The sequence below is a fragment of the Lysinibacillus sp. K60 genome (assembly GCF_019731275.1).
Lineage (GTDB): Bacteria > Bacillota > Bacilli > Bacillales_A > Planococcaceae > Lysinibacillus > Lysinibacillus capsici.
Window position 1 is genome coordinate 189851 of sequence record NZ_JAASJR010000006.1, and the last position, 18051, is coordinate 207901.

21 protein-coding genes and 1 pseudogene are annotated in these 18051 nt (G+C 35.5%); 9 read left to right on the plus strand and 13 right to left on the minus strand.

Going from position 1 to position 18051, the window contains the following annotated elements; translation table 11 throughout:
* The first annotated feature begins 138 nt into the window (after window positions 1-138).
* From HCH28_RS25085 to HCH28_RS14985, 4 genes are all read left to right on the plus strand, one after another.
* Complete coding sequence (locus tag HCH28_RS25085; protein ID WP_004231718.1) at window positions 139-261, plus strand: hypothetical protein; 123 nt, start codon at window positions 139-141, stop codon at window positions 259-261.
* A gap of 184 nt (window positions 262-445) precedes the next feature.
* Window positions 446-748 carry a YunC family protein gene (locus HCH28_RS14975; protein ID WP_004231716.1) on the plus strand — a complete coding sequence of 101 codons (303 nt, stop codon included), beginning with the start codon at window positions 446-448 and terminating at the stop codon, window positions 746-748.
* Window positions 749-853: 105 nt separating this feature from the next.
* Window positions 854-1480, plus strand: coding sequence for a DUF2238 domain-containing protein (locus tag HCH28_RS14980; RefSeq protein WP_221681658.1), 627 nt, complete (start codon window positions 854-856; stop codon window positions 1478-1480).
* A gap of 47 nt (window positions 1481-1527) precedes the next feature.
* A complete protein-coding gene (locus tag HCH28_RS14985; RefSeq protein ID WP_221681667.1) occupies window positions 1528-2172 on the plus strand; it encodes an SIMPL domain-containing protein in 645 nt (214 codons plus the stop codon).
* A 41-nt stretch (window positions 2173-2213) separates the two neighbouring features.
* On the opposite strand, the gene HCH28_RS14990 is transcribed toward HCH28_RS14985, so the two are convergent.
* From HCH28_RS14990 to HCH28_RS15000, 3 genes are all read right to left on the minus strand, one after another.
* Window positions 2214-2861 carry a uridine kinase family protein gene (locus HCH28_RS14990; protein WP_221681669.1) on the minus strand — a complete coding sequence of 216 codons (648 nt, stop codon included), beginning with the start codon at window positions 2859-2861 and terminating at the stop codon, window positions 2214-2216.
* Between the two features lie 60 nt (window positions 2862-2921).
* Entirely contained in the window at window positions 2922-3479 is a 558-nt protein-coding gene (locus tag HCH28_RS14995; protein ID WP_221681671.1) for a histidine phosphatase family protein, read from the minus strand.
* Between the two features lie 85 nt (window positions 3480-3564).
* A complete protein-coding gene (locus tag HCH28_RS15000) occupies window positions 3565-4482 on the minus strand; it encodes a DMT family transporter (protein ID WP_221681673.1) in 918 nt (305 codons plus the stop codon).
* A gap of 119 nt (window positions 4483-4601) precedes the next feature.
* Here HCH28_RS15000 and HCH28_RS15005 point away from each other — a divergent pair, with 119 nt between their 5' ends.
* Together HCH28_RS15005 and HCH28_RS15010 are read left to right on the plus strand one after the other, a co-directional pair.
* Window positions 4602-5939 carry an aminotransferase-like domain-containing protein gene (locus tag HCH28_RS15005; RefSeq protein ID WP_221681674.1) on the plus strand — a complete coding sequence of 446 codons (1338 nt, stop codon included), beginning with the start codon at window positions 4602-4604 and terminating at the stop codon, window positions 5937-5939.
* A gap of 74 nt (window positions 5940-6013) precedes the next feature.
* Window positions 6014-6256: a hypothetical protein gene (locus HCH28_RS15010; protein ID WP_004231701.1), complete on the plus strand. Its 243-nt coding sequence runs from the start codon at window positions 6014-6016 to the stop codon at window positions 6254-6256.
* 48 nt (window positions 6257-6304) lie between these two features.
* Here HCH28_RS15010 and HCH28_RS15015 read toward each other — a convergent pair whose 3' ends face one another.
* From HCH28_RS15015 to HCH28_RS15050, 8 genes are all read right to left on the minus strand, one after another.
* On the minus strand, window positions 6305-6463 hold the full coding sequence (locus HCH28_RS15015; protein WP_004231699.1) for a DUF1540 domain-containing protein: 159 nt from the start codon (window positions 6461-6463) through the stop codon (window positions 6305-6307).
* A gap of 96 nt (window positions 6464-6559) precedes the next feature.
* Window positions 6560-7444, minus strand: a complete 885-nt coding sequence (locus HCH28_RS15020) for a helix-turn-helix transcriptional regulator (protein WP_221681676.1) — start codon at window positions 7442-7444, stop codon at window positions 6560-6562.
* 69 nt (window positions 7445-7513) lie between these two features.
* Window positions 7514-8770 carry an erythromycin esterase family protein gene (locus tag HCH28_RS15025; RefSeq protein ID WP_221681679.1) on the minus strand — a complete coding sequence of 419 codons (1257 nt, stop codon included), beginning with the start codon at window positions 8768-8770 and terminating at the stop codon, window positions 7514-7516.
* Window positions 8771-8788: 18 nt separating this feature from the next.
* Window positions 8789-9526: an ABC transporter permease gene (locus tag HCH28_RS15030; protein WP_221681681.1), complete on the minus strand. Its 738-nt coding sequence runs from the start codon at window positions 9524-9526 to the stop codon at window positions 8789-8791.
* Window positions 9526-10236: an ABC transporter permease gene (locus tag HCH28_RS15035; protein WP_221681683.1), complete on the minus strand. Its 711-nt coding sequence runs from the start codon at window positions 10234-10236 to the stop codon at window positions 9526-9528. Before HCH28_RS15035 ends, HCH28_RS15030 begins: the two co-directional genes overlap by 1 nt.
* Window positions 10233-11144 (minus strand): ABC transporter ATP-binding protein, encoded by a 912-nt coding sequence (locus HCH28_RS15040; RefSeq protein ID WP_221681685.1) that lies wholly within the window; start codon window positions 11142-11144, stop codon window positions 10233-10235. The genes HCH28_RS15035 and HCH28_RS15040 overlap by 4 nt, the downstream gene beginning before the upstream one ends.
* Before the next feature lie 109 nt (window positions 11145-11253).
* Window positions 11254-12627, minus strand: coding sequence for a sensor histidine kinase (locus HCH28_RS15045; RefSeq protein ID WP_221681687.1), 1374 nt, complete (start codon window positions 12625-12627; stop codon window positions 11254-11256).
* Complete coding sequence (locus tag HCH28_RS15050) at window positions 12624-13292, minus strand: response regulator transcription factor (RefSeq protein ID WP_221681689.1); 669 nt, start codon at window positions 13290-13292, stop codon at window positions 12624-12626. Before HCH28_RS15050 ends, HCH28_RS15045 begins: the two co-directional genes overlap by 4 nt.
* Window positions 13293-13722: 430 nt before the next feature.
* Here HCH28_RS15050 and HCH28_RS15055 point away from each other — a divergent pair.
* Window positions 13723-14600: pseudogene (locus HCH28_RS15055) on the plus strand (LysR family transcriptional regulator).
* Window positions 14601-14656: 56 nt separating this feature from the next.
* Here the strand turns inward: HCH28_RS15055 and HCH28_RS15060 are convergent.
* Complete coding sequence (locus HCH28_RS15060) at window positions 14657-15097, minus strand: VOC family protein (protein WP_221681691.1); 441 nt, start codon at window positions 15095-15097, stop codon at window positions 14657-14659.
* 276 nt (window positions 15098-15373) lie between these two features.
* Here HCH28_RS15060 and HCH28_RS15065 point away from each other — a divergent pair, with 276 nt between their 5' ends.
* A complete protein-coding gene (locus HCH28_RS15065) occupies window positions 15374-16219 on the plus strand; it encodes an aldo/keto reductase (protein ID WP_221681695.1) in 846 nt (281 codons plus the stop codon).
* Window positions 16220-16269: 50 nt separating this feature from the next.
* Here HCH28_RS15065 and HCH28_RS15070 read toward each other — a convergent pair whose 3' ends face one another.
* The gene (locus HCH28_RS15070; protein ID WP_004231672.1) at window positions 16270-16653 is read right to left on the minus strand and encodes a winged helix-turn-helix transcriptional regulator; all 384 of its coding nucleotides are present in this window, start codon (window positions 16651-16653) and stop codon (window positions 16270-16272) included.
* Window positions 16654-16762: 109 nt separating this feature from the next.
* On the opposite strand from HCH28_RS15070, the gene HCH28_RS15075 reads away from it, so the two are divergent.
* The gene (locus tag HCH28_RS15075) at window positions 16763-17947 is read left to right on the plus strand and encodes an MFS transporter (RefSeq protein WP_221681697.1); all 1185 of its coding nucleotides are present in this window, start codon (window positions 16763-16765) and stop codon (window positions 17945-17947) included.
* Window positions 17948-18051 lie beyond the last annotated feature (104 nt).

The following is an 18051-nucleotide window of genomic DNA, read 5'->3' on the forward strand; positions in this document are numbered from 1 at the left end:
AATTTTGAACAATATGTGAAAATCTTTGAATAGTACTTTATTTTTTTATTTATTGATGTAAAATTAAATCAAATCTGATATATAACAGTTATTATAAATATATAAATGTTATGCAACACAATAAAGGGGATGACATATATGTGGATTATTACAGTATTTGAAGAAAACACTTATCGCATGTTTGAGTATAGTTCTAAACGTGAGGCAACAAATGCATTACATAAATTTAAAGAAACTGCTTTGCTTTCTTATACAAGATAATAAAGGATAAAAGGAATCTATTCATTTGAGTAGATTCCTTTTTGTTATAAAGTACCTCCGATGCTTCCCCTCTAATTCCTTTCATCCTTATACATCTAGCAACATATTTAGTTTTTTTTTCATGAAAATGTCGAACACCTTGCTAGCCTTCACCATATGTATATAGAGAAAAGGAGTGATTTCAATGGTGACAATTGAACCTATTATGATTAAAGGGCATTTCTTCACTGCAGTAGTTGTTCAATTACCTAAAACAACATTACTAACTATTTCTAATGATACAGGCTATATTATGTGTGGTGCTTTAGATGTCGGCCTATTAAATAGTCGCTTAGTTGATCGAAAAATTATTGCTGGTCGTGCAGTAGGCGTGAAAACAATTGACGAGCTATTAACAGCTCCATTAGAATCTGTAACATATGAAGCAGAACAGCTTGGTATTACAGAAGGAATGACTGGTGTAGAGGCACTTTTAAAAATGATCTAATTGGCTAAAAAAGCGTCAACTAGACGCTTTTCTTTTTTGTTTGCTAACTATTTGAATAAGCAATTTCCCCATTTCCCATACTGTTAGACAAAGGGAGTTGTTAGTATGAATAGTAGGCAACATGTTAAAATACACGCCACCTTACTTATTATTGTTTTAATTGTTTTCATCTGGTCTGTTATAAAGCCGTCCTCTTATTTAGATTGGCTAGCTGAAGTTAGTCCTGGAATTGTGGCAATAACAGTCGTTGTTTGCATTTATCATAAATTCCGCTTCACCACATTTTCTTATTTTATTATCGCTCTCTTGTCGATCCTGACATTTATAGGTGGGCATTATACCTATTCGGAAGTCCCTCTTTTTAATTGGATAAAAGATGAATTTCATTTACAACGTAATCACTATGATAGGTTTGGCCATTTTTTAAAAGGTTTATTAGCCATCGTAATAAGGGAAATACTAATCAGGAAAACACCACTTTCAAAAGGAGCTTGGCTTACAGGTATTACGATCAGTATTTTGCTCGCAATTGCTGCTTTTTATGAAATCATTGAATGGTTAAGTACAAGAATCTCGAAGGGAAGTAAAGGAGCAAAGGATTTTTTAGGCATGCAGGGAGATAAATGGGATGCACAATGGGACATGTTTTTAGCCTTGCTGGGAGCTATTTTAGCTTTACTTCTATTCACAAAGCTACATGACAAATTTTTAAAAAGAATAAATAAATCATAAATATTTTTGCATAGCATGATTATATAACCTATGAAAGGTGGTATTAGATGTACTATGCACAGGTCAGTCAACAAACACATCATCCATCACGTACTATGATTGTAATCGGCTATGGACAGGTAATGGCTACACCTAGCTCTGTACAATTACAAATTGAAGTCCAAACAAAGGGCAACCATGTACAAGGTCCTCAACAGGAAAATGCGGCAATCATGAATGAAGTTATACAATCTCTTATCGCACTTGGTATTCCAAGAGAACAAATTCAAACTGCTAGTTATACAATCACACCACTATATAATTTCGAAGATGGCAAACAAACTTTTAATGGCTATGAAGTAGTCAACGCCATTTCCGTCAACGTTTCAGATACCAATGATTTGGGCTTAATAATTGATACGGCTGTAGAAAATGGGGCAAATCGAATAACCAATATTCAGTTCAAAATAGACCATACCGATGCTTACTATCAGCAAGCATTAAGCTTAGCGCTACAGAATGCTCAATTGAAGGCGAAAACAATAGCAGAAACTATGCACCTGCCTTTGCAACCACTCCCTGTAGAGATTGTGGAAGAGCAGGCTAACATACCTATCCTTTATCGCTCTATGGCTGTATCCTCGGGAATTACGCCTATAGAACAGGGACAAATTGCTATTGATGCTACTGTTCGTGTAAAATTTCAATACTAAAGTTAGAGCCTTCCGCTAGTCAACGTGCAGAAGGCCCTCATTTATTTTACAAGTGGATTTTTTTCAATATGGATTTCATCATCCTGAGTTTTAATAACCATATCAAAATGTTGGCAATGTGGATGCATAAATAATTCATATTGAATACGTCGCTCATCATGTGATTGTTTTAAATAATTTATATCTGTCCCTCTTTCAAGCACATCACGATCTGATCTTCTCTTAAGCTCTGTAGCCCCATCCGTATAAAAATAAATCTTTAAATCCAGTAACTCCGGATCTATAAATGCTACACACATTCCTTCTACTATTGTGATCTGTTTTTTCGAAGAAATTAATGTACTTTTCATATAATGTGTATCGATTGTCATTAAATCGAGTCCTGCTCTTATCATCTGAACATCTCGCTCCAATGATGGCAGATGATGAGCTGCGGGATGACAAGCCGTCATTTTAAAACGATGAGGCTCATTTTGATATGTATAATCAAGTATTGTTTGCTTGCGAATATCCGAATTCACAATATACGGATCAGTATTCAAATAATTCACTTGATCTTGATGTAAAGCATGTATAAGTTTTTTGGCAAATGTCGTTTTTCCAGCAGCTCCATGACCAGAAATGCCGATTATGATTTTTTTATCAGCTTGTTTAACCCATTTTAAAATTTCCTTTAATATCGTCTCCATCTTACTCTCCTTCACTATAAAAGGTATGGCAAGAAACAATTCCTACCATACCAATTAATATTAGCCTTCACTATACTGTGCACCCCATATTCGCTCTATCATTACTTCATTATGCTTAGGGCTTAGTAGAAAAACATCTGGGTTGCTTAAATTTTTCCAACAGTGAAAATCAACATCCTTATCATAATACTTCAGTAGCAAAGAGATGATATTGCCATGACTCACAATTAATGTATTATCAACATCCTGAGCAAATGCATCTTTTACAAGGTCTACAATTCGATGCATCGCTTCATTACTGGATTCTCCACCATCATATTTTAAATCCATATCAACAAATGTCGCCTGTAATTTTTCGTACCAATCTGGAAAATCTCTAGTACTTAAAAGGCGCTCCGAAAGACGTTCATCAATTTCAATCGTTATACTTTCTCTGCTACTTAATGGTTCAATGGATTGGATTGCTCGTAAGAAAGGGCTAGATACAATTCGATCAATTTTTAGATTCTTGAAAAATTCAGCTAAACTATTTGCTTGCTCTATTCCCTTCTGTGTTAAGGGTGCATCTAGTGATTGTCCTTGTGCTAGACAATGTCTAATGACATAAATTTTCCCCATAAAAACCTCCTAATTTAGAAAGTCATTTATAAACGATTATTATACCCCGTTTTCTAAATAGCTCCGATTTAAATGTTCCTATTCATTATCTCACTTGTTCTACATTTTTCCGCCCAAAATAATTCGTCCCTATCACACCAATAATAATCATGATGCCACCAATAAGATGATTTAGATGGAAATCTTCCTGTAAAAATAAGACCCCTGCCAAAATAGTAATAAGTGTTGCAAAATTGCTAAAGACACTCATTTTAGATGCTTCCAATTTAGATAAAGCATAATTGGATAAATAGGATGTACCGAGTGAAGATAGTATACCTAAATATAAAATAGCGAAGACAAAATGAGCATGTGTTAATGGCTTAAAAAATTCATTGAGTGTTCCATTCATCATATGACTTCCGAGAGCCATTCCATTAAAAATAACAAATCCACACAATGTCATGACATATGTTAATGCTAGTAAAGAATATTTCTTGGTAAGCCCTCTAGCAAAAATATTATAAAGCGATGTCGCAATCGCTGATAGTAATATAAATCCCCTTCCTATAATATTTCCTGTAGTAGCATTTGTTCCATTCATCATTAACAGATAAATGACACCAAGTACAGACAAACTTACAGATACAAGCTGACCCCGTGTAGCTTTTTCCTTTAACAATAAACCTGCCAGTGCTAATGTAAAAATAGGGATTGTCGCTTGAATAATTCCCGCCTCTGATGAGGAAATTTTAGCAAGTCCAAGCACTTGAAATGTAAAAAAAGCAATTGGATACAAGATGGCTAACGGTAATATTTGTAGTAGGTCCTGCATGTTCATTATTAGCTTATTTTTTGTAAATACCATTATTATAACAATACCTATGAATGCAAAAGTAAAACGATGTGCAAGTATATCAATAGGACTTGCTACAGTCAACGTAACTTTCACAAACATAAATGAGAGACCAATGACAAATGCATAAATTATTGCTGCTATATAGGCATTTCTTTTTCCTGACATAGGATAGTACTCCTTCTTTAAAACATTCCGGCCGGTATAGTTATCGTATTAAATAGAGAACTTATTGACGATATAAAAAAAACACATCTGTACCGATACAGATGTGCTGGAGGTTATGTATGCTTAAATACGAATGGATTTATTCTCAGCTCCTGACTCAGATTCAAACAGGTTCATTTCAAGCAGGGGCAAAGCTCCCCTCTATTCGCCAGTTATCACAGCAATTTTCCTGTAGTAAGAGTACGATTTTAGCATCTTTAAAAAAACTGGAGGATCAGCATCTTATCTATTCATTGCCTAAAAGCGGCTACTATGTTGTTGATCATCAACTGCCCATCCAACCAAAAATGAAAAATTACATAGATTTTGCTACATCTTCGCCCAATTGGCATGCATTCCCTTATCAAGATTTTCAGCATTGTATTAATAAGGCCATCGACACATACCAAGCAGATTTATTTAGATATGGGACACCAAAAGGCCTACCGTCATTAATAGTTGAAGCAAAAAAACTATTAACAGGCTATCAACTGTTTACAAAGGAAGAAAATATTTTCATTACTTCAGGTGTCCAACAATCTCTATCCTTGCTAAGTATAATGCCCTTTCCAAATGGTCGCTCAACCATCTTAGTGGAACAACCTAGCTATCATTTGTATATGGATTATTTAAAAACCTATGAACTTCCGGCAATGGGCATCAAAAGAACAACGGATGGTATTGATTTAGATGAACTAGAAAACATTTTTAGTAAACACGACATAAAGTTCTTTTATACGATGCCACGTCTGCACAATCCTCTAGGTACTTCCTATAGTAAAAAAGAAAAGGATGCAATCCGAAAACTTGCCTATAAATATAATGTGTATATAGTTGAAGATGATTATTTAGCGGATTTTGAGCAAAATACAAAAATAGATCCCCTATTTACGGAGGATACACAGGATCGGGTTATTTATTTAAAAAGCTTTTCTAAAATTATGTTTCCTGGCTTACGTATCGGACTTGCCGTTTTACCAAATGTTTTGATTAATACCTTTCAACAGTATAAAAATACCACTGATATTGATAGCTCCATGATCTCCCAAGCTGCATTAGAGCTCTACTTGAAAAGTGGTATGTTTGAACGTTATCAGAAAAAAGTCAGTGAAGCTTATGCAAGCCGAGCAAATCAACTTCAACAATCTATAGCAACTCATCTGGCTGAATATCAATCCTCTAAGGAGATCTGTATGCATAGCCATATTATTCTACCAAGACAGGTGAATACTACTAAGATTATTGATCATTTGGCACAACAAAATATTTTGTTAGATCCTATTAACCGCAATTATTTAGATGCATTTTATCGTGAACGTATTATCAAACTGAATGTATCAAATATAGACGAATCCAAGATTGATGTTGGCATAAGGGAAATTGCGCTAGCCCTTCATAACACGAGCAATTATTTCTAAAGAACATTATTCATGAAACCTTATTGTAGCTCATATAATTAGACATCATAAATTGGTTCAATAAGGAGGATTCAATGCAATCTGAAAAATTGCGACTAAGGAAGATCCAACGTCTTGCATATGAAATTATGGATGAGATGCACAAAGAGAAGCATCGCACAGAAATGCACAAATTAATTCCGATTATTGACAATTTGTCGCGGGCAATTGGGGATTTAACAGATTCTGTTGGTAAATACTCACTGGATTATGTAGAAGAAAAAGTGAAAAATGCCCATGCTCTTTTATTTAACAAAGAAAAGGTAGATATTTATTAATAAAGACAGGGAAAAAGGGTAACCATATACATGGCTACCCTTTTGGCATTAATGCGTTTCAGGTTCGAATGTTTTACAGTCTGTTTCCTCGCTGTTGGAAGCATGTTGTCCCTTTTGGCTGACAACATAAATTTTTTCAGCTGTGCATTTGTTACCAGAATCCCAAAATGTGCAGTTATTGACTTCACAAAGAATTTCTTGTGCCATCGTCTCACACCTCCTCTTTGTTATCTTTAACAAATTAGAGGTAATCAATACGCTATTCAAAAAAGTCATCTCGCAATTTTGTAAGTGCTGTCTAATTTACTCCATACTGAAGTCTAGATTAGTAGGATGATTTGATAAATGTTCCTGCGTAAGCATATTTGTTGAGGGAACCTTGTTGTCAACTTCTTCAAAACGAAAGCCATCTGCCCAGACTTTACCCGAACCAATTAGTAACACACCAAAATAAATGGAATGACCTTCTTCAGGTACGTCTAAGACAATAGAATAATGATTCCATTCAGTAGAACCTGTCACAGGGCGCTGATCCATATTATCAAATTGAATCGTATCACCTGTACCATTGTCAATACTCATCCATGCACCACACTTTGTAGCATCTGCCGTCTTTAAATAGCATGACATTTTCAAGCGTTTCCCTTTATAGTCAGCTGCCTGAAAACCCTGCATCATTGTAGCAAATTGACCATGATTTGCTGAGGCAGTTGTGGAATACAATACTCCTGAACGCTTCCCTGAATGAAATACCTTGTCATCTGTATGAAATTTATACAATTCTGGATTAGCACCACTCAACACCCATCCTTTAACCTGTTCAACTGTTTCCATGTAATGTTTCTCCTCCATCATATTTAATGATTGCATTACTTTTCGATACTTTCCTGGTGGTAAAGCATAAACTTCTTTAAAGGCTCTTGTAAAAGCCTCTTGTGATTGAAACTGAAGTGAAACAGCAATCGTTAATATCGATACATTAGAGTACATCAAATAACTCGCTGCCATAGCCAGCCGACGTATACGAATATATTCACCAATCGTAAATCCCGTTTCTTGCTTAAAAATTCGACTTAGATGGTACTTCGAATAACCAGCAGTATTAGGAAGACATTCAAGAGAAATTTCCTCCATCAATTGCTCCTCGATATAGGCAATAGTTCTTTGTGTCGCTTGACTATACTCCATGTTACTCACCTCATCTTTATCATACTGGAGATGGAAACCGTTTTTTTGATGAAGGTTGCTAAATTTATCTTAATCAATTATTTTTGTTGGTGTTGCTTCTTGCACAACGATGAGACCATCATAGGCTTCCTCAGGTGTCATTTTAATGGTGTACAGCATTTGTGTCAGCTTATACCATGGACGAAAATCATCGCCGATATTGCCCATTCTTTGCTTTTTTGAAAGAATATTCGCAAGCTCCTTCGATTGTTTGGCAGCTTCAAAATCCACATAAAAGATGTTATTGTCAATGTCACTAAAGGCATCCACTAAAGCATTGTGATGCTCAATCGTATATTCCTTTCGTTCACCAGATCCATTTTGTGCCTGGAATGTATTTTTCACAAAGTCTGTGCCAATCGCAAAATATTGATCTTTATATTGCTCACTTAAATAATGCCCCATCGATTGATAGCCTGCCATCGTAGCAGAAGTTTTCTCAATATGACCATTATGAGCAGACATTAATACTTTATCATGACCTTGCGTTGCTTCATATTCAACAATCCATTGTAAATTTTCAGCTAAATATTCGTCCCGTAAATTCATATAATTATCTTCATTTAAAAATAATTGCGTACGTTGCTTCATAATTTGCGCATATTGAACAGCAAAGGAGAATTCATCCTTTGAAGATTTTTTCTCATACATCGCTTTGTTTGATTGTAAATCGTTGATGATTGTATCAATCGTTTTATCTAGCTCAATTAGCTGACTATCCGATAATTCTCTCATCGTTTTGTTGGAAACATGCTCTAGCTTAGTCGTGAATCTTTTTGCATTGTCAGCATGTACCTTGGCGTAATAATCAAGTAACCCCTTTTTACTGTAATCATAGCGCTGCATATCATTGCCATAAAAATAAATTTTCTCTTGATCATCAACTGTCTGATTATAGTCATGCATCCACTGCACAAACTCTACCATTTGTTCTGTTTTGTAGATGCCATAGTCTAACGCTTTTATAGCTTCCTCCGCCGTCCCGACACCGTTTTCGATAAATTGATTTATCTGCTGGGCTCCTCCAAAATCTCCTTCTAAGACAAAAACATGGACATTTTCATTTTTTATCATCGCTTTAAATACATCTCTTTTTAATGTTTGAAATTCGATATTGCCATGTGTTGCTTCCCCAAAACCAATAATTTTTACATCATCAGGAATGTTGATATCTTTAATTTCATTCGTATATTGTGCGGCATCTTTTACAGCCTCTCTCTGTCCACATCCTACTAGAGCTACTAATAGCATCGATGCAGTTAAAAAACGTAAGCTACGTTTCATCATTCTCATTCTCCTTTTAGGTTAAATGGATTTTCGCTGGAAATAGTAATATCCTCCGAGGAAAAATAGGATAAATCCCCCACCTACTACGGTTAACAATTGCTCCCACGGTACAAAGAATACATCGTCTGTATTGCCACCTATATACATCATCGAAAAGGGTTGTGCCCAAGGATAATACGGACCAATTCTTTCAGAATTCACTGCTAAAATTGATGGTAAAGTAAATATGACATTAACAGCAAATGGAGCAGCAAAGCTTTTAAACATAATGGACATCCACAATTGCAAGGCTACTAATGGCAATGTCGCTACCCAACCCCCCACTATGCTTTTCCAAACAATCTCCATAGGGAAAGAATCTGTATAGCCTTTTACCATCCCAACAGCAAAGACCGAGCCTAAATACAATATCTGCATTGCTAAAACAAGCAGCATAATCAATATGTATTTAGCTACAAATACTTTCCCTCTTGTTACAGGTAATGCTAAAAGCTGCTTCCATCCACCAGACTGATGTTCATACCTACAAATAAGACTGGTAAAAACACCAGAAATAAGAGGTAAAAATAATAGAGCATATGTTAAATTCATCGAAAATAATGATATATACCACTCATTGATTTCAATCCCTTGCATGTTGTCCTCTAAATTAGCGGATAGGCCTATAAAAAGTCCAATCATGGGTCCTGCTAAAATAATGGGTACCATTTTTGATTTACGTAACTTAAACCATTCAGCTTGAAGTAAAGCAATCATTATTTCACGTCCCTTCTTGCAAAATCAATCATGCCGATAATATAGAGTAAGATACCAATTCCTAAGCCTAATAAGACATTGATCATCGGCTCATTCCATTGGTTCATCAATGATGGCCACTTCCATATCATCCAATCTGGGAGAACATAGGAAGAATAGGTAAAAATCACCCCAAAAATGCCTACAGTTATCGGAATCCCTTGGTTATGACTTACACTCGCTATCCACAATTGAAGAGCCAAGATAGGTAATGCTGCAAAAGCAGGGAAATAACTATATTTGGCTAGCTCCATGTAAGGTACTGTGTCACCTAATTCTAAAAACAGCCCGTAGCTCAGGGTAAAAAACATTAATAACGTTGAGGCGAAAAATAGTAAGATAGCTAACAGCGTAAATTTTGACAAATACACGGTTAATTTGGAAATAGGTAATGCAATGAGCTGCTTCCAAGCATTGGTCTCATTTTCAATGTTTGCTATGAATGACGTAAGAATGGCAATACCCAAGACTATGGCAAGCGGTGTAAATGAATGCACATTTAGTAAGAAATAGCCCCAATCATCCTCACTTTGCTGTAAGAGATAATCCTTTCTTACTCCATAATTGACCATTTGCAGAGCAATCACTCCTAAAGGGCCGATAAGTGTTAGAAGCCATAATCCTTTACGTTTGATTTTTAAGAAATCAGCAGTTAATAGCTTTCCCATCATATACCCTGCTCTCCCATCGTCATTTCCAGGAATATATCCTCCAATGAACGTTTCTCTTCCTCGACTCGGAATACAGATATGCCCTCCTGAACAAGAACTTGGACAATATGAGCAACCTTTTCATCCGAGCACTCTTCTAAGAAAATCACACCATCTTGATAATCCGCCTTAATACCATTTGCTAATAAGAAACGCCATCCTTTTTCACCATTGTTTACTTTAAAAGTAACCTTTGGTTGGGCAAATCGACGCATAGCCTCAATAGAATCTTGGAAAATTAATTTCCCTTTCGAAACAATCCCAACTTGTGTTGCCATTTGATTAATCTCTGATAATAAATGGCTGGAGATTATAATGGTCATGCCATATTCCTCTGGTAATCTTTTAATTAAATTACGAATCTCTATAATGCCTGAAGGATCGAGGCCATTCGTTGGTTCATCTAAAATGAGTAATTCAGGACTATGTAGTAAAGAAGCAGCAATACCAAGACGTTGCTTCATTCCTAAAGAGAAACCTTTGACCTTTTTATGGGCAGCTTCCCTCAAACGGACAATTTCCAAAACTTCATCGATTCGAGTTTTCGGTACACCTAGTATTTTTCTTAGTGCCTCTAGATTCTCATATGCCGTTAAATGTGGGTAATAAGAAGGGTTTTCCACCAATGAACCAATCTTAGCTAAAATTTGGATACGTTCCTTCGTAATATTTTTTTCAAAGACTTTAATTGTTCCAGAAGAGGGCTTCATTAAACCTAGAAGCATTCGAATTGTAGTCGTTTTACCTGCCCCATTCGGACCTAAAAATCCATATATTTCACCTTTGCGTATTTGCAAGTTCAAATTTGAGACAGCTTGCTCTTTCCCAAAGCTTTTTGATAAGTTTTGTGTTTGTATGATATATTCCAATGTCCTCACCTCTTTAACTATCTTAAAAAGGGAAGTTTAAAAAAAGGTATGGGCTAAGTTTAAATTTTGTTTAAAAATCATTTCTATCATAAAAAAACCTACGAAGCATTTATTTCTCAAGCTTCGCAGGTTTTTTTATGATAATTTGTGTACCAGAGTGATCAGAATGTATATTCCATTCTAGATGCATGCCCTTTATCATGACATCAACAATTGATAAGCCGATTCCAGCACCCTTTTCATTCGACTCATTTTTCATCCCTTGACCATGATCCTCAATAATAAATGCTGTATAACACTCCGTCGATTCCGTTTTCACACTTATATATTTACCACTATTCGCATGGCGCAGTACATTTTGGAAAATATTATCTAATACTCTCCCTAACCACAATGGATCAACACGCCATTCAACAGGCTCAAATGGCTGTAGCTCAATATCGATTGTGAAACCTGCTCGCTCGAAAACTGGATACCATGTCGTTAGATGTTCCCTTACAAATCGGATAACATTGATGTCTTTCGGTTCAAATTTATATTTACTTGCCATAAGCAATGTGTAGGACATCAAATTTTCAATTAAAGCATCAATATTCACTATGGATGTATCCATAGCCTTTAATGCCTGCTTCCCTTCCTCAGATAATGCTTCTTTGCTAATTGTATAGGATTGGGCTCTTACTTTCGTTAAAGGTGTCCGTAAATCATGTGATAGATTAGCAATCAATTCACGTCTTAGCTGTTCTTCCTTCTGTTGACGCTGTTTACTGTCTCGCAGTTCACAAACCATTCTGTTAAAACTATGCTCCAATTGCCCAATCTCATCTCGTTTTTTCACCTGAATTTCAATAGGTAAACCATCTACATCACGTATTTCCATAGCCTCTTGCAGATATAATAGTCTTGTTCGAATCCCCTTGAAAAATAAAAGCGAAACTACAATGAAAAATAATATAACCGCAATTACACCAAAAAATAAAAAGTTACCATAGTTATCATAGACTTTTATAAGTGGAGGATTAAATGCTACCCTTGGAATCTCTAATACAATAAAGCCATTTGATATATCATCACCTAAGAAGGCAATAACAGTAAATGGATCATCTCCATAACGTTCTTTTATAAATTGAGTTGTGTAGGCTGGTGTCCACTTTGCTGGTAACTGATCCTTCACATTCCATGTAGTCAGTAAGTTCCCCTCTTCACTTACCCAAAACATAGAAGCCTTAGGAAATTGCTCTTGCCACTTTTGAAATAACTGCTTCATCACATCATCTGTTGCATTGGTCATATTTTTAGCCTGTGCATGCCATTGCTCTTCAATATCACTTTCTACAAGTACTCCACTTGAAAATTCTCCTGTCCCTGTCTTTGTAATGCCTAATACAAAAATAGCAACACCAAGATAGGAGATTTGCACAATTGATATGGCTAATATAATAATGAGCATATATTTTGCTAATAATGATCGAAAAAATTTCATTGTTTCACCCTATAGCCAATGCCTCGGATTGTTTCAATAATCGCAGGCTTTGCAGGATTGATTTCTATTTTTTCTCTTAAGTAACGAATATGCACCATGAGTGTTTTATCACCTTCTATATAGCTCTCACCCCAAACGCCTTCATAGAGTTGTTCCTTCGTTAAAATTTGATTTAAATGACGTATAAAATACTGTAATAAATAAAATTGTTTCCCTGTCAAAAGAATTTCTTCTTCATCAATCGTATTGATTATTTGCATATCTTTCGTATAAATTTTAAGGTGCTGCAATGTCAGTACATCATCACTTTTTTGATATCTTCTTAATAATACTTCCAGTCTTGCTACGAGCTCATCAGGGTGAAATGGCTTTGTTAAGTAATCATCAGCAAAATGTAGCCCTTCAATTTTATCTTCAACAGCTGTTCGTGCTGATAACATTAGAATTGGCAGGTCTTTATTTTCCCGTTTAATTCTTTTACCTATGGAGAAACCGTCCAATCCAGGTAGCATCACATCCAATATAGCAATATCTTTTGAGTTAATATGTTGCTCAAGCCCCTCCCCTGATTCCAGCCACGTCACATCATAACCTCGTTCAGTTAATTCCTTGCTTACCCATTGTCCGATTTCTTTTTCATCTTCTATGTACAATATACGAATCAATGTTCATCCTCCTTGATACATTTAACTTGAAATAAAAAATTTATAATTTCCATACATGGTTATTATAGGGGAACTGTTATTTATTTTCTTAGGAAAATCAAAAACGTTGATTTATTGAAAAAAGCAACTAATAAAAGTGGCTCTTTTATAGTATACGCTGCTACTTTATCACCTGCTTCAAATTCATTTAGAAAGGTGTAGGAATCAGTATTGCAAGGCAAGCCCCAAAGCATGGCAAGAGTCATATACTCCTAATAAAAGTGGAATTATTTTATCTTCTACGTTGCTCGCTTCACATTTAGGTGCTAGAAAAAAGAAACTTCACTTCTTTTTTCTTTGATAAATATGCTAACATGGCCCTAACTATATTAAAAACATGAGAGAAATATAATTTTCTTAGGTTTTACCTATAGTAGAGGGGTGTTTATGTTTGGATATAAGACAACTACGCTATTTTATAGCAATTGTGGAAGAAAAAAAGATTTCTGCTGCGGCTGAAAGGTTACATATTTCTCAACCACCATTAAGTCAGCATTTAAAAACGATAGAGGAAGAACTCGGTTCAAAGTTAGTAGAAAGGAGCGGCAAATATTTTGAAGTAAGTGAAGCCGGAAAGACATATATAAATATGCGTTGCAGGTTGCACAATTAATGAAAGAGGCAGAAGCAGAGGTTAAGGATATTGGATTAGGCCTTCATGGTTGATTGACATTGGGCATTAATACGTTTTCAGTAATTGAGCTACCTCCATTACTACAACAATTTCAACAATATTATCCAAAGGTGACTTATAAAATTCAACAAAACGAATCTTCTTATCTATGTAAATTAGTAAGGGAACGTGTTGTAGAACTTGCCATCATTCGCTTACCTTTAGAATTAGATGATTTCTCTGTTCTTCATATGTACACTGAACCATTTTACTTTATACAATCCAAAAAATTCGACCTCTTAGAACACGATGTATCTTTAGCGGACATACAAAATTGGCCAATCCTTTTACCAAGCACTGAAGGCTTAGGCGTACATTATTCGATATTAGAAGCATTTTCTCGCTTCCAGTTGCAGTCCCACATTGTTGGAGAATGCTCAGATACGGCACTGTTAATGAACTTAATCGCTTCTGGCTTTAGCTCCTCTATCGTACCTGAAACTATTTTAAAGCAATATGGAGATTTACCACTTCATGCATACGAAATTCCATCAGCAGAATTATCCACCTCAGTAGGACTAATATGGCTGAAGAATCATTATTTATCTAAAGCCGCTCAAAACTTTGTGGATTTAATGAGGGAGCATTATTGTTAACGATTAATAAAAAAGAGAACAAACTAGAAGCGTTAGTTTGCTCTCTTTTTGAACAATTATTGAATAATCAGCATATCATTCTCATCAAACTGCCACATGTCGCCATAGGCAACTTCCCAATAGTAGCCATTTGGATCTTGAAAATAGCCACTATAGCCACCCCAAAATACAGTTTCGGGCTCCTTAATAATTTTTGCACCCGCCTTTTTTGCTAATGCAAAGACTCGATCCACTTCTTCTTTTGATTTACCATTATAGGCAAGAGTGATTCCACCAAAGCCTTGGCTAATTTCTGGTGGATTGGTTTCATTGATATCTTTGACTAAACGTTCAATTGGAAATAATGATATTTTTGTTCCTCCATTATTAAAGAACATGACATCGGGATTCGTCTCCTCTCCGTATACCACCACTTCAAAACCCAGTCCCTCTCGATAAAAATTTAGAGATTCCACCATATCTTTAACACCTAATGTAATTAAATTTAAACGATTCATCTTCAAAATCCCCTTTTTAAAGTATTACTACTTTAATTCTCTACCGAACGTACATTTCCTTTTATTACCGCAAGAAAAATATTTGTTTAATTGTATCCAAAGACTTTTTGTAGGCCAAGCAATATTTTTTACTAATTTTATTTCTCTAATCATTGCCAGCTCACAAAAGTTACCTCTACGTTTCTATGACACAAAAAAGTACGTACTTTTTTTGAGAGTTTATTAGCAGCATAATGAGTAAGCAATCAAATAATCACAAAACATGGAGGACTAAAAATGATTACTCATTTACAAGATACAATCACTTTAAATAATGGCCAACAAATGTCTGGTATGGGTTTAGGTGTTTTTCAAGTAGAAAATGACGCTACAGCAGAAATGGTTAAAAATGCTATCGAGGTTGGCTATCGCAGCATCGATACTGCTGCTATTTACGGCAATGAAGCAGGTGTAGGGGAAGGTATTAAACAAGCTCTAGCATCTACTGGCTTACGTCGTGAAGATTTATTTATCACATCTAAAGTATGGAACGATGGTTTAAGCTATGATGAAACAATTGCAGCATATGAAGAGAGCCTAAAAAAATTAGGTTTAGATTATTTAGATCTTTATCTAATTCATTGGCCTGGTAAAGATAAATATGCTGAATCGTGGAAAGCACTGGAAGATCTATATGAACAAGGCAGGATCAAAGCAATCGGTGTATGTAACTTCACTGTTGCTCACTTAGAAAATTTACTGTCATTTGCTCATGTTAAACCCGTTGTGAATCAGGTGGAATTCCACCCACGTTTACAACAAGCTGAGCTTCGTTCATTCTGTAACAAGCATGAAATTCAACTTGAAGCATGGGCACCTTTAATGCAAGGTGGACTTCTTGAAGATGAAACAATTTCAAAAATCGCAACAAAATACGGAAAATCAAATGCTCAGGTTATTTTACGCTGGGATGTACAAAATGGAGTAATTACAATTCCAAAATCAGTACGTAGAGAGCGTATGATGCAAAACGCTGATATTTTTGACTTTACTTTAACAGACGAAGAAATGGCATTAATCAATGAGATGAATCGTGAACAACGTGTTGGACCAAATCCAGATGAATTTGACTTTGCTCTATAAAAAAAGAGGAAAGAGACTGTCTTGTATATGACAGTCTCTTTCTCCCCTCACTATGATGTTTGCTGCATGGCGATATCATCATCACGTTGTTTTAACAGAACATCTTCACCTTTATCCTGTAATAATTCAACATGTTTTTCACCCCACGTACAAAGCATGTTCAGAATTGGTTCCATTCCTTGTCCATAAGGTGTTAATGAATATTCAACTTTTGGCGGTACTTGATTGAAGACCTTTCGATTGATTAACCCAGCCTGCTCCAGTTCCCTTAATTGGTTTGTGAGCATTTTTTGTGAAATACCTGGAATCAATCGTCGAAATTCGTTTGTTCGAATTTTACCATGGTGGTTTAAATGACAAAGAATAACTGGTTTCCATTTACCCCCAATAACTTCTAGTGTAGCTTCGACACCAATATTGTAAACTTTTTGCATCGTAAACCTCCTGTAATATACAAAAGTAACTAAAAGTACTATACATATCTTTTTGGTATGTATGAATATTACTACACAAAATAAAAAAATCAAAGGAGATAGTAGTAAAATGTCAAAATCAAAAAAGCCAAATGCTACACTCACCTTACTAGCACTTGCTATCAGTGCATTTGGTATAGGGTCCACTGAATTTATCAGTGTCGGACTTTTACCATTAATTACAGATGACTTTGGTATTTCTCTTAGCACAGCTGGCTTAACCGTTTCTATATACGCACTAGGGGTAACTGTTGGGGCTCCATTATTAACAGCCCTAACATCCCGCCTTAATCGAAAAACCGTATTATTGCTTGTCATGTCCATTTTTATAATGGGTAACCTAGCAGTCGCTTTAGCTCCTAATTTCGCTTTACTATTAATCGGACGTATTATTTCAGCATTAGCACATGGTGTATTTATGTCCATCGCTTCTGTTATAGCAGCCGATGTAGTGGAACCAAATAAACGAGCAAGTGCTATCGCCTTTATGTTTACTGGCTTAACATTAGCTACTGTAACAGGTGTCCCACTCGGTACATTTATTGGACAAGTAACAGATTGGCGTATGTCATTCATTTTTATTGTCGTCATTGGAATTGTCGGTTTATTTAGTAATGCATTGTTAGTACCTAGCCAATTATCGAAAGGCAATCCCATCTCTATTCGTGATATTGGCAAAGTATTAGGCAATATTCGAATGATCTTAATACTATTCATTACCGCAATTGGATACGGCGGTGCTTTTGTTGTCTACACATATGTTTCACCTATTTTAGAGCAATATATGGGGTATTCCCCACAGACAGTCGTCATTATTCTAGTTGTCTATGGTATCTGTGTAGCTATCGGTAATACTCTAGGTGGTCATTTTGCTAATCATAATCCACTACGTTCCATCTTTATTATTTTTGTTGGACTTGCATTGGCATTACTTGGCATTGGTTTTACTCTTGAATCACCTATTATAGGATTAATGATAGTGCTGACAATGGGATTGTTTATGTTTATGAATGTCCCAGGATTGCAGCTATATGCTGTTCTACTATCTGAAAAATATATTCCATCAGCAATTTCAATGGCCTCAGCATTGAATATTTCCGCTTTCAACATAGGCATATTTTTAGGCTCATATATCGGGGGTTTTATTATTCGCCACCAATCGTTGGCGCATACGCCCCTATACGGATTCCTGATGGTTATGCTAGCAGCAATTGTTACACTTTTATGGTTACTTTTCGATAACAAAAAACAATAACTCTCTGAATTTCATTTTGTATAAAAAAGTAGTAGAGAATGTGTATTGTTTGTTGATATGTTGTATCCTATAATTTACTTGAACCAAACGAGAATGATTATCAT

Bases quoted from the DNA above. Each gene is read 5' to 3' on its own strand.
- HCH28_RS25085 (WP_004231718.1), top strand. From the start codon at position 139: ATGTGGATTATTACAGTATTTGAAGAAAACACTTATCGCATGTTTGAG.
- HCH28_RS14975 (WP_004231716.1), top strand. From the start codon at position 446: ATGGTGACAATTGAACCTATTATGATTAAAGGGCATTTCTTCACTGCA.
- HCH28_RS14980 (WP_221681658.1), top strand. From the start codon at position 854: ATGAATAGTAGGCAACATGTTAAAATACACGCCACCTTACTTATTATT.
- HCH28_RS14985 (WP_221681667.1), top strand. From the start codon at position 1,528: ATGTACTATGCACAGGTCAGTCAACAAACACATCATCCATCACGTACT.
- HCH28_RS14990 (WP_221681669.1), bottom strand. From the start codon at position 2,861: ATGGAGACGATATTAAAGGAAATTTTAAAATGGGTTAAACAAGCTGAT.
- HCH28_RS14995 (WP_221681671.1), bottom strand. From the start codon at position 3,479: ATGGGGAAAATTTATGTCATTAGACATTGTCTAGCACAAGGACAATCA.
- HCH28_RS15000 (WP_221681673.1), bottom strand. From the start codon at position 4,482: ATGTCAGGAAAAAGAAATGCCTATATAGCAGCAATAATTTATGCATTT.
- HCH28_RS15005 (WP_221681674.1), top strand. From the start codon at position 4,602: ATGCTTAAATACGAATGGATTTATTCTCAGCTCCTGACTCAGATTCAA.
- HCH28_RS15010 (WP_004231701.1), top strand. From the start codon at position 6,014: ATGCAATCTGAAAAATTGCGACTAAGGAAGATCCAACGTCTTGCATAT.
- HCH28_RS15015 (WP_004231699.1), bottom strand. From the start codon at position 6,463: ATGGCACAAGAAATTCTTTGTGAAGTCAATAACTGCACATTTTGGGAT.
- HCH28_RS15020 (WP_221681676.1), bottom strand. From the start codon at position 7,444: ATGGAGTATAGTCAAGCGACACAAAGAACTATTGCCTATATCGAGGAG.
- HCH28_RS15025 (WP_221681679.1), bottom strand. From the start codon at position 8,770: ATGATGAAACGTAGCTTACGTTTTTTAACTGCATCGATGCTATTAGTA.
- HCH28_RS15030 (WP_221681681.1), bottom strand. From the start codon at position 9,526: ATGATTGCTTTACTTCAAGCTGAATGGTTTAAGTTACGTAAATCAAAA.
- HCH28_RS15035 (WP_221681683.1), bottom strand. From the start codon at position 10,236: ATGATGGGAAAGCTATTAACTGCTGATTTCTTAAAAATCAAACGTAAA.
- HCH28_RS15045 (WP_221681687.1), bottom strand. From the start codon at position 12,627: ATGAAATTTTTTCGATCATTATTAGCAAAATATATGCTCATTATTATA.
- HCH28_RS15060 (WP_221681691.1), bottom strand. From the start codon at position 15,097: ATGAATCGTTTAAATTTAATTACATTAGGTGTTAAAGATATGGTGGAA.
- HCH28_RS15065 (WP_221681695.1), top strand. From the start codon at position 15,374: ATGATTACTCATTTACAAGATACAATCACTTTAAATAATGGCCAACAA.
- HCH28_RS15070 (WP_004231672.1), bottom strand. From the start codon at position 16,653: ATGCAAAAAGTTTACAATATTGGTGTCGAAGCTACACTAGAAGTTATT.
- HCH28_RS15075 (WP_221681697.1), top strand. From the start codon at position 16,763: ATGTCAAAATCAAAAAAGCCAAATGCTACACTCACCTTACTAGCACTT.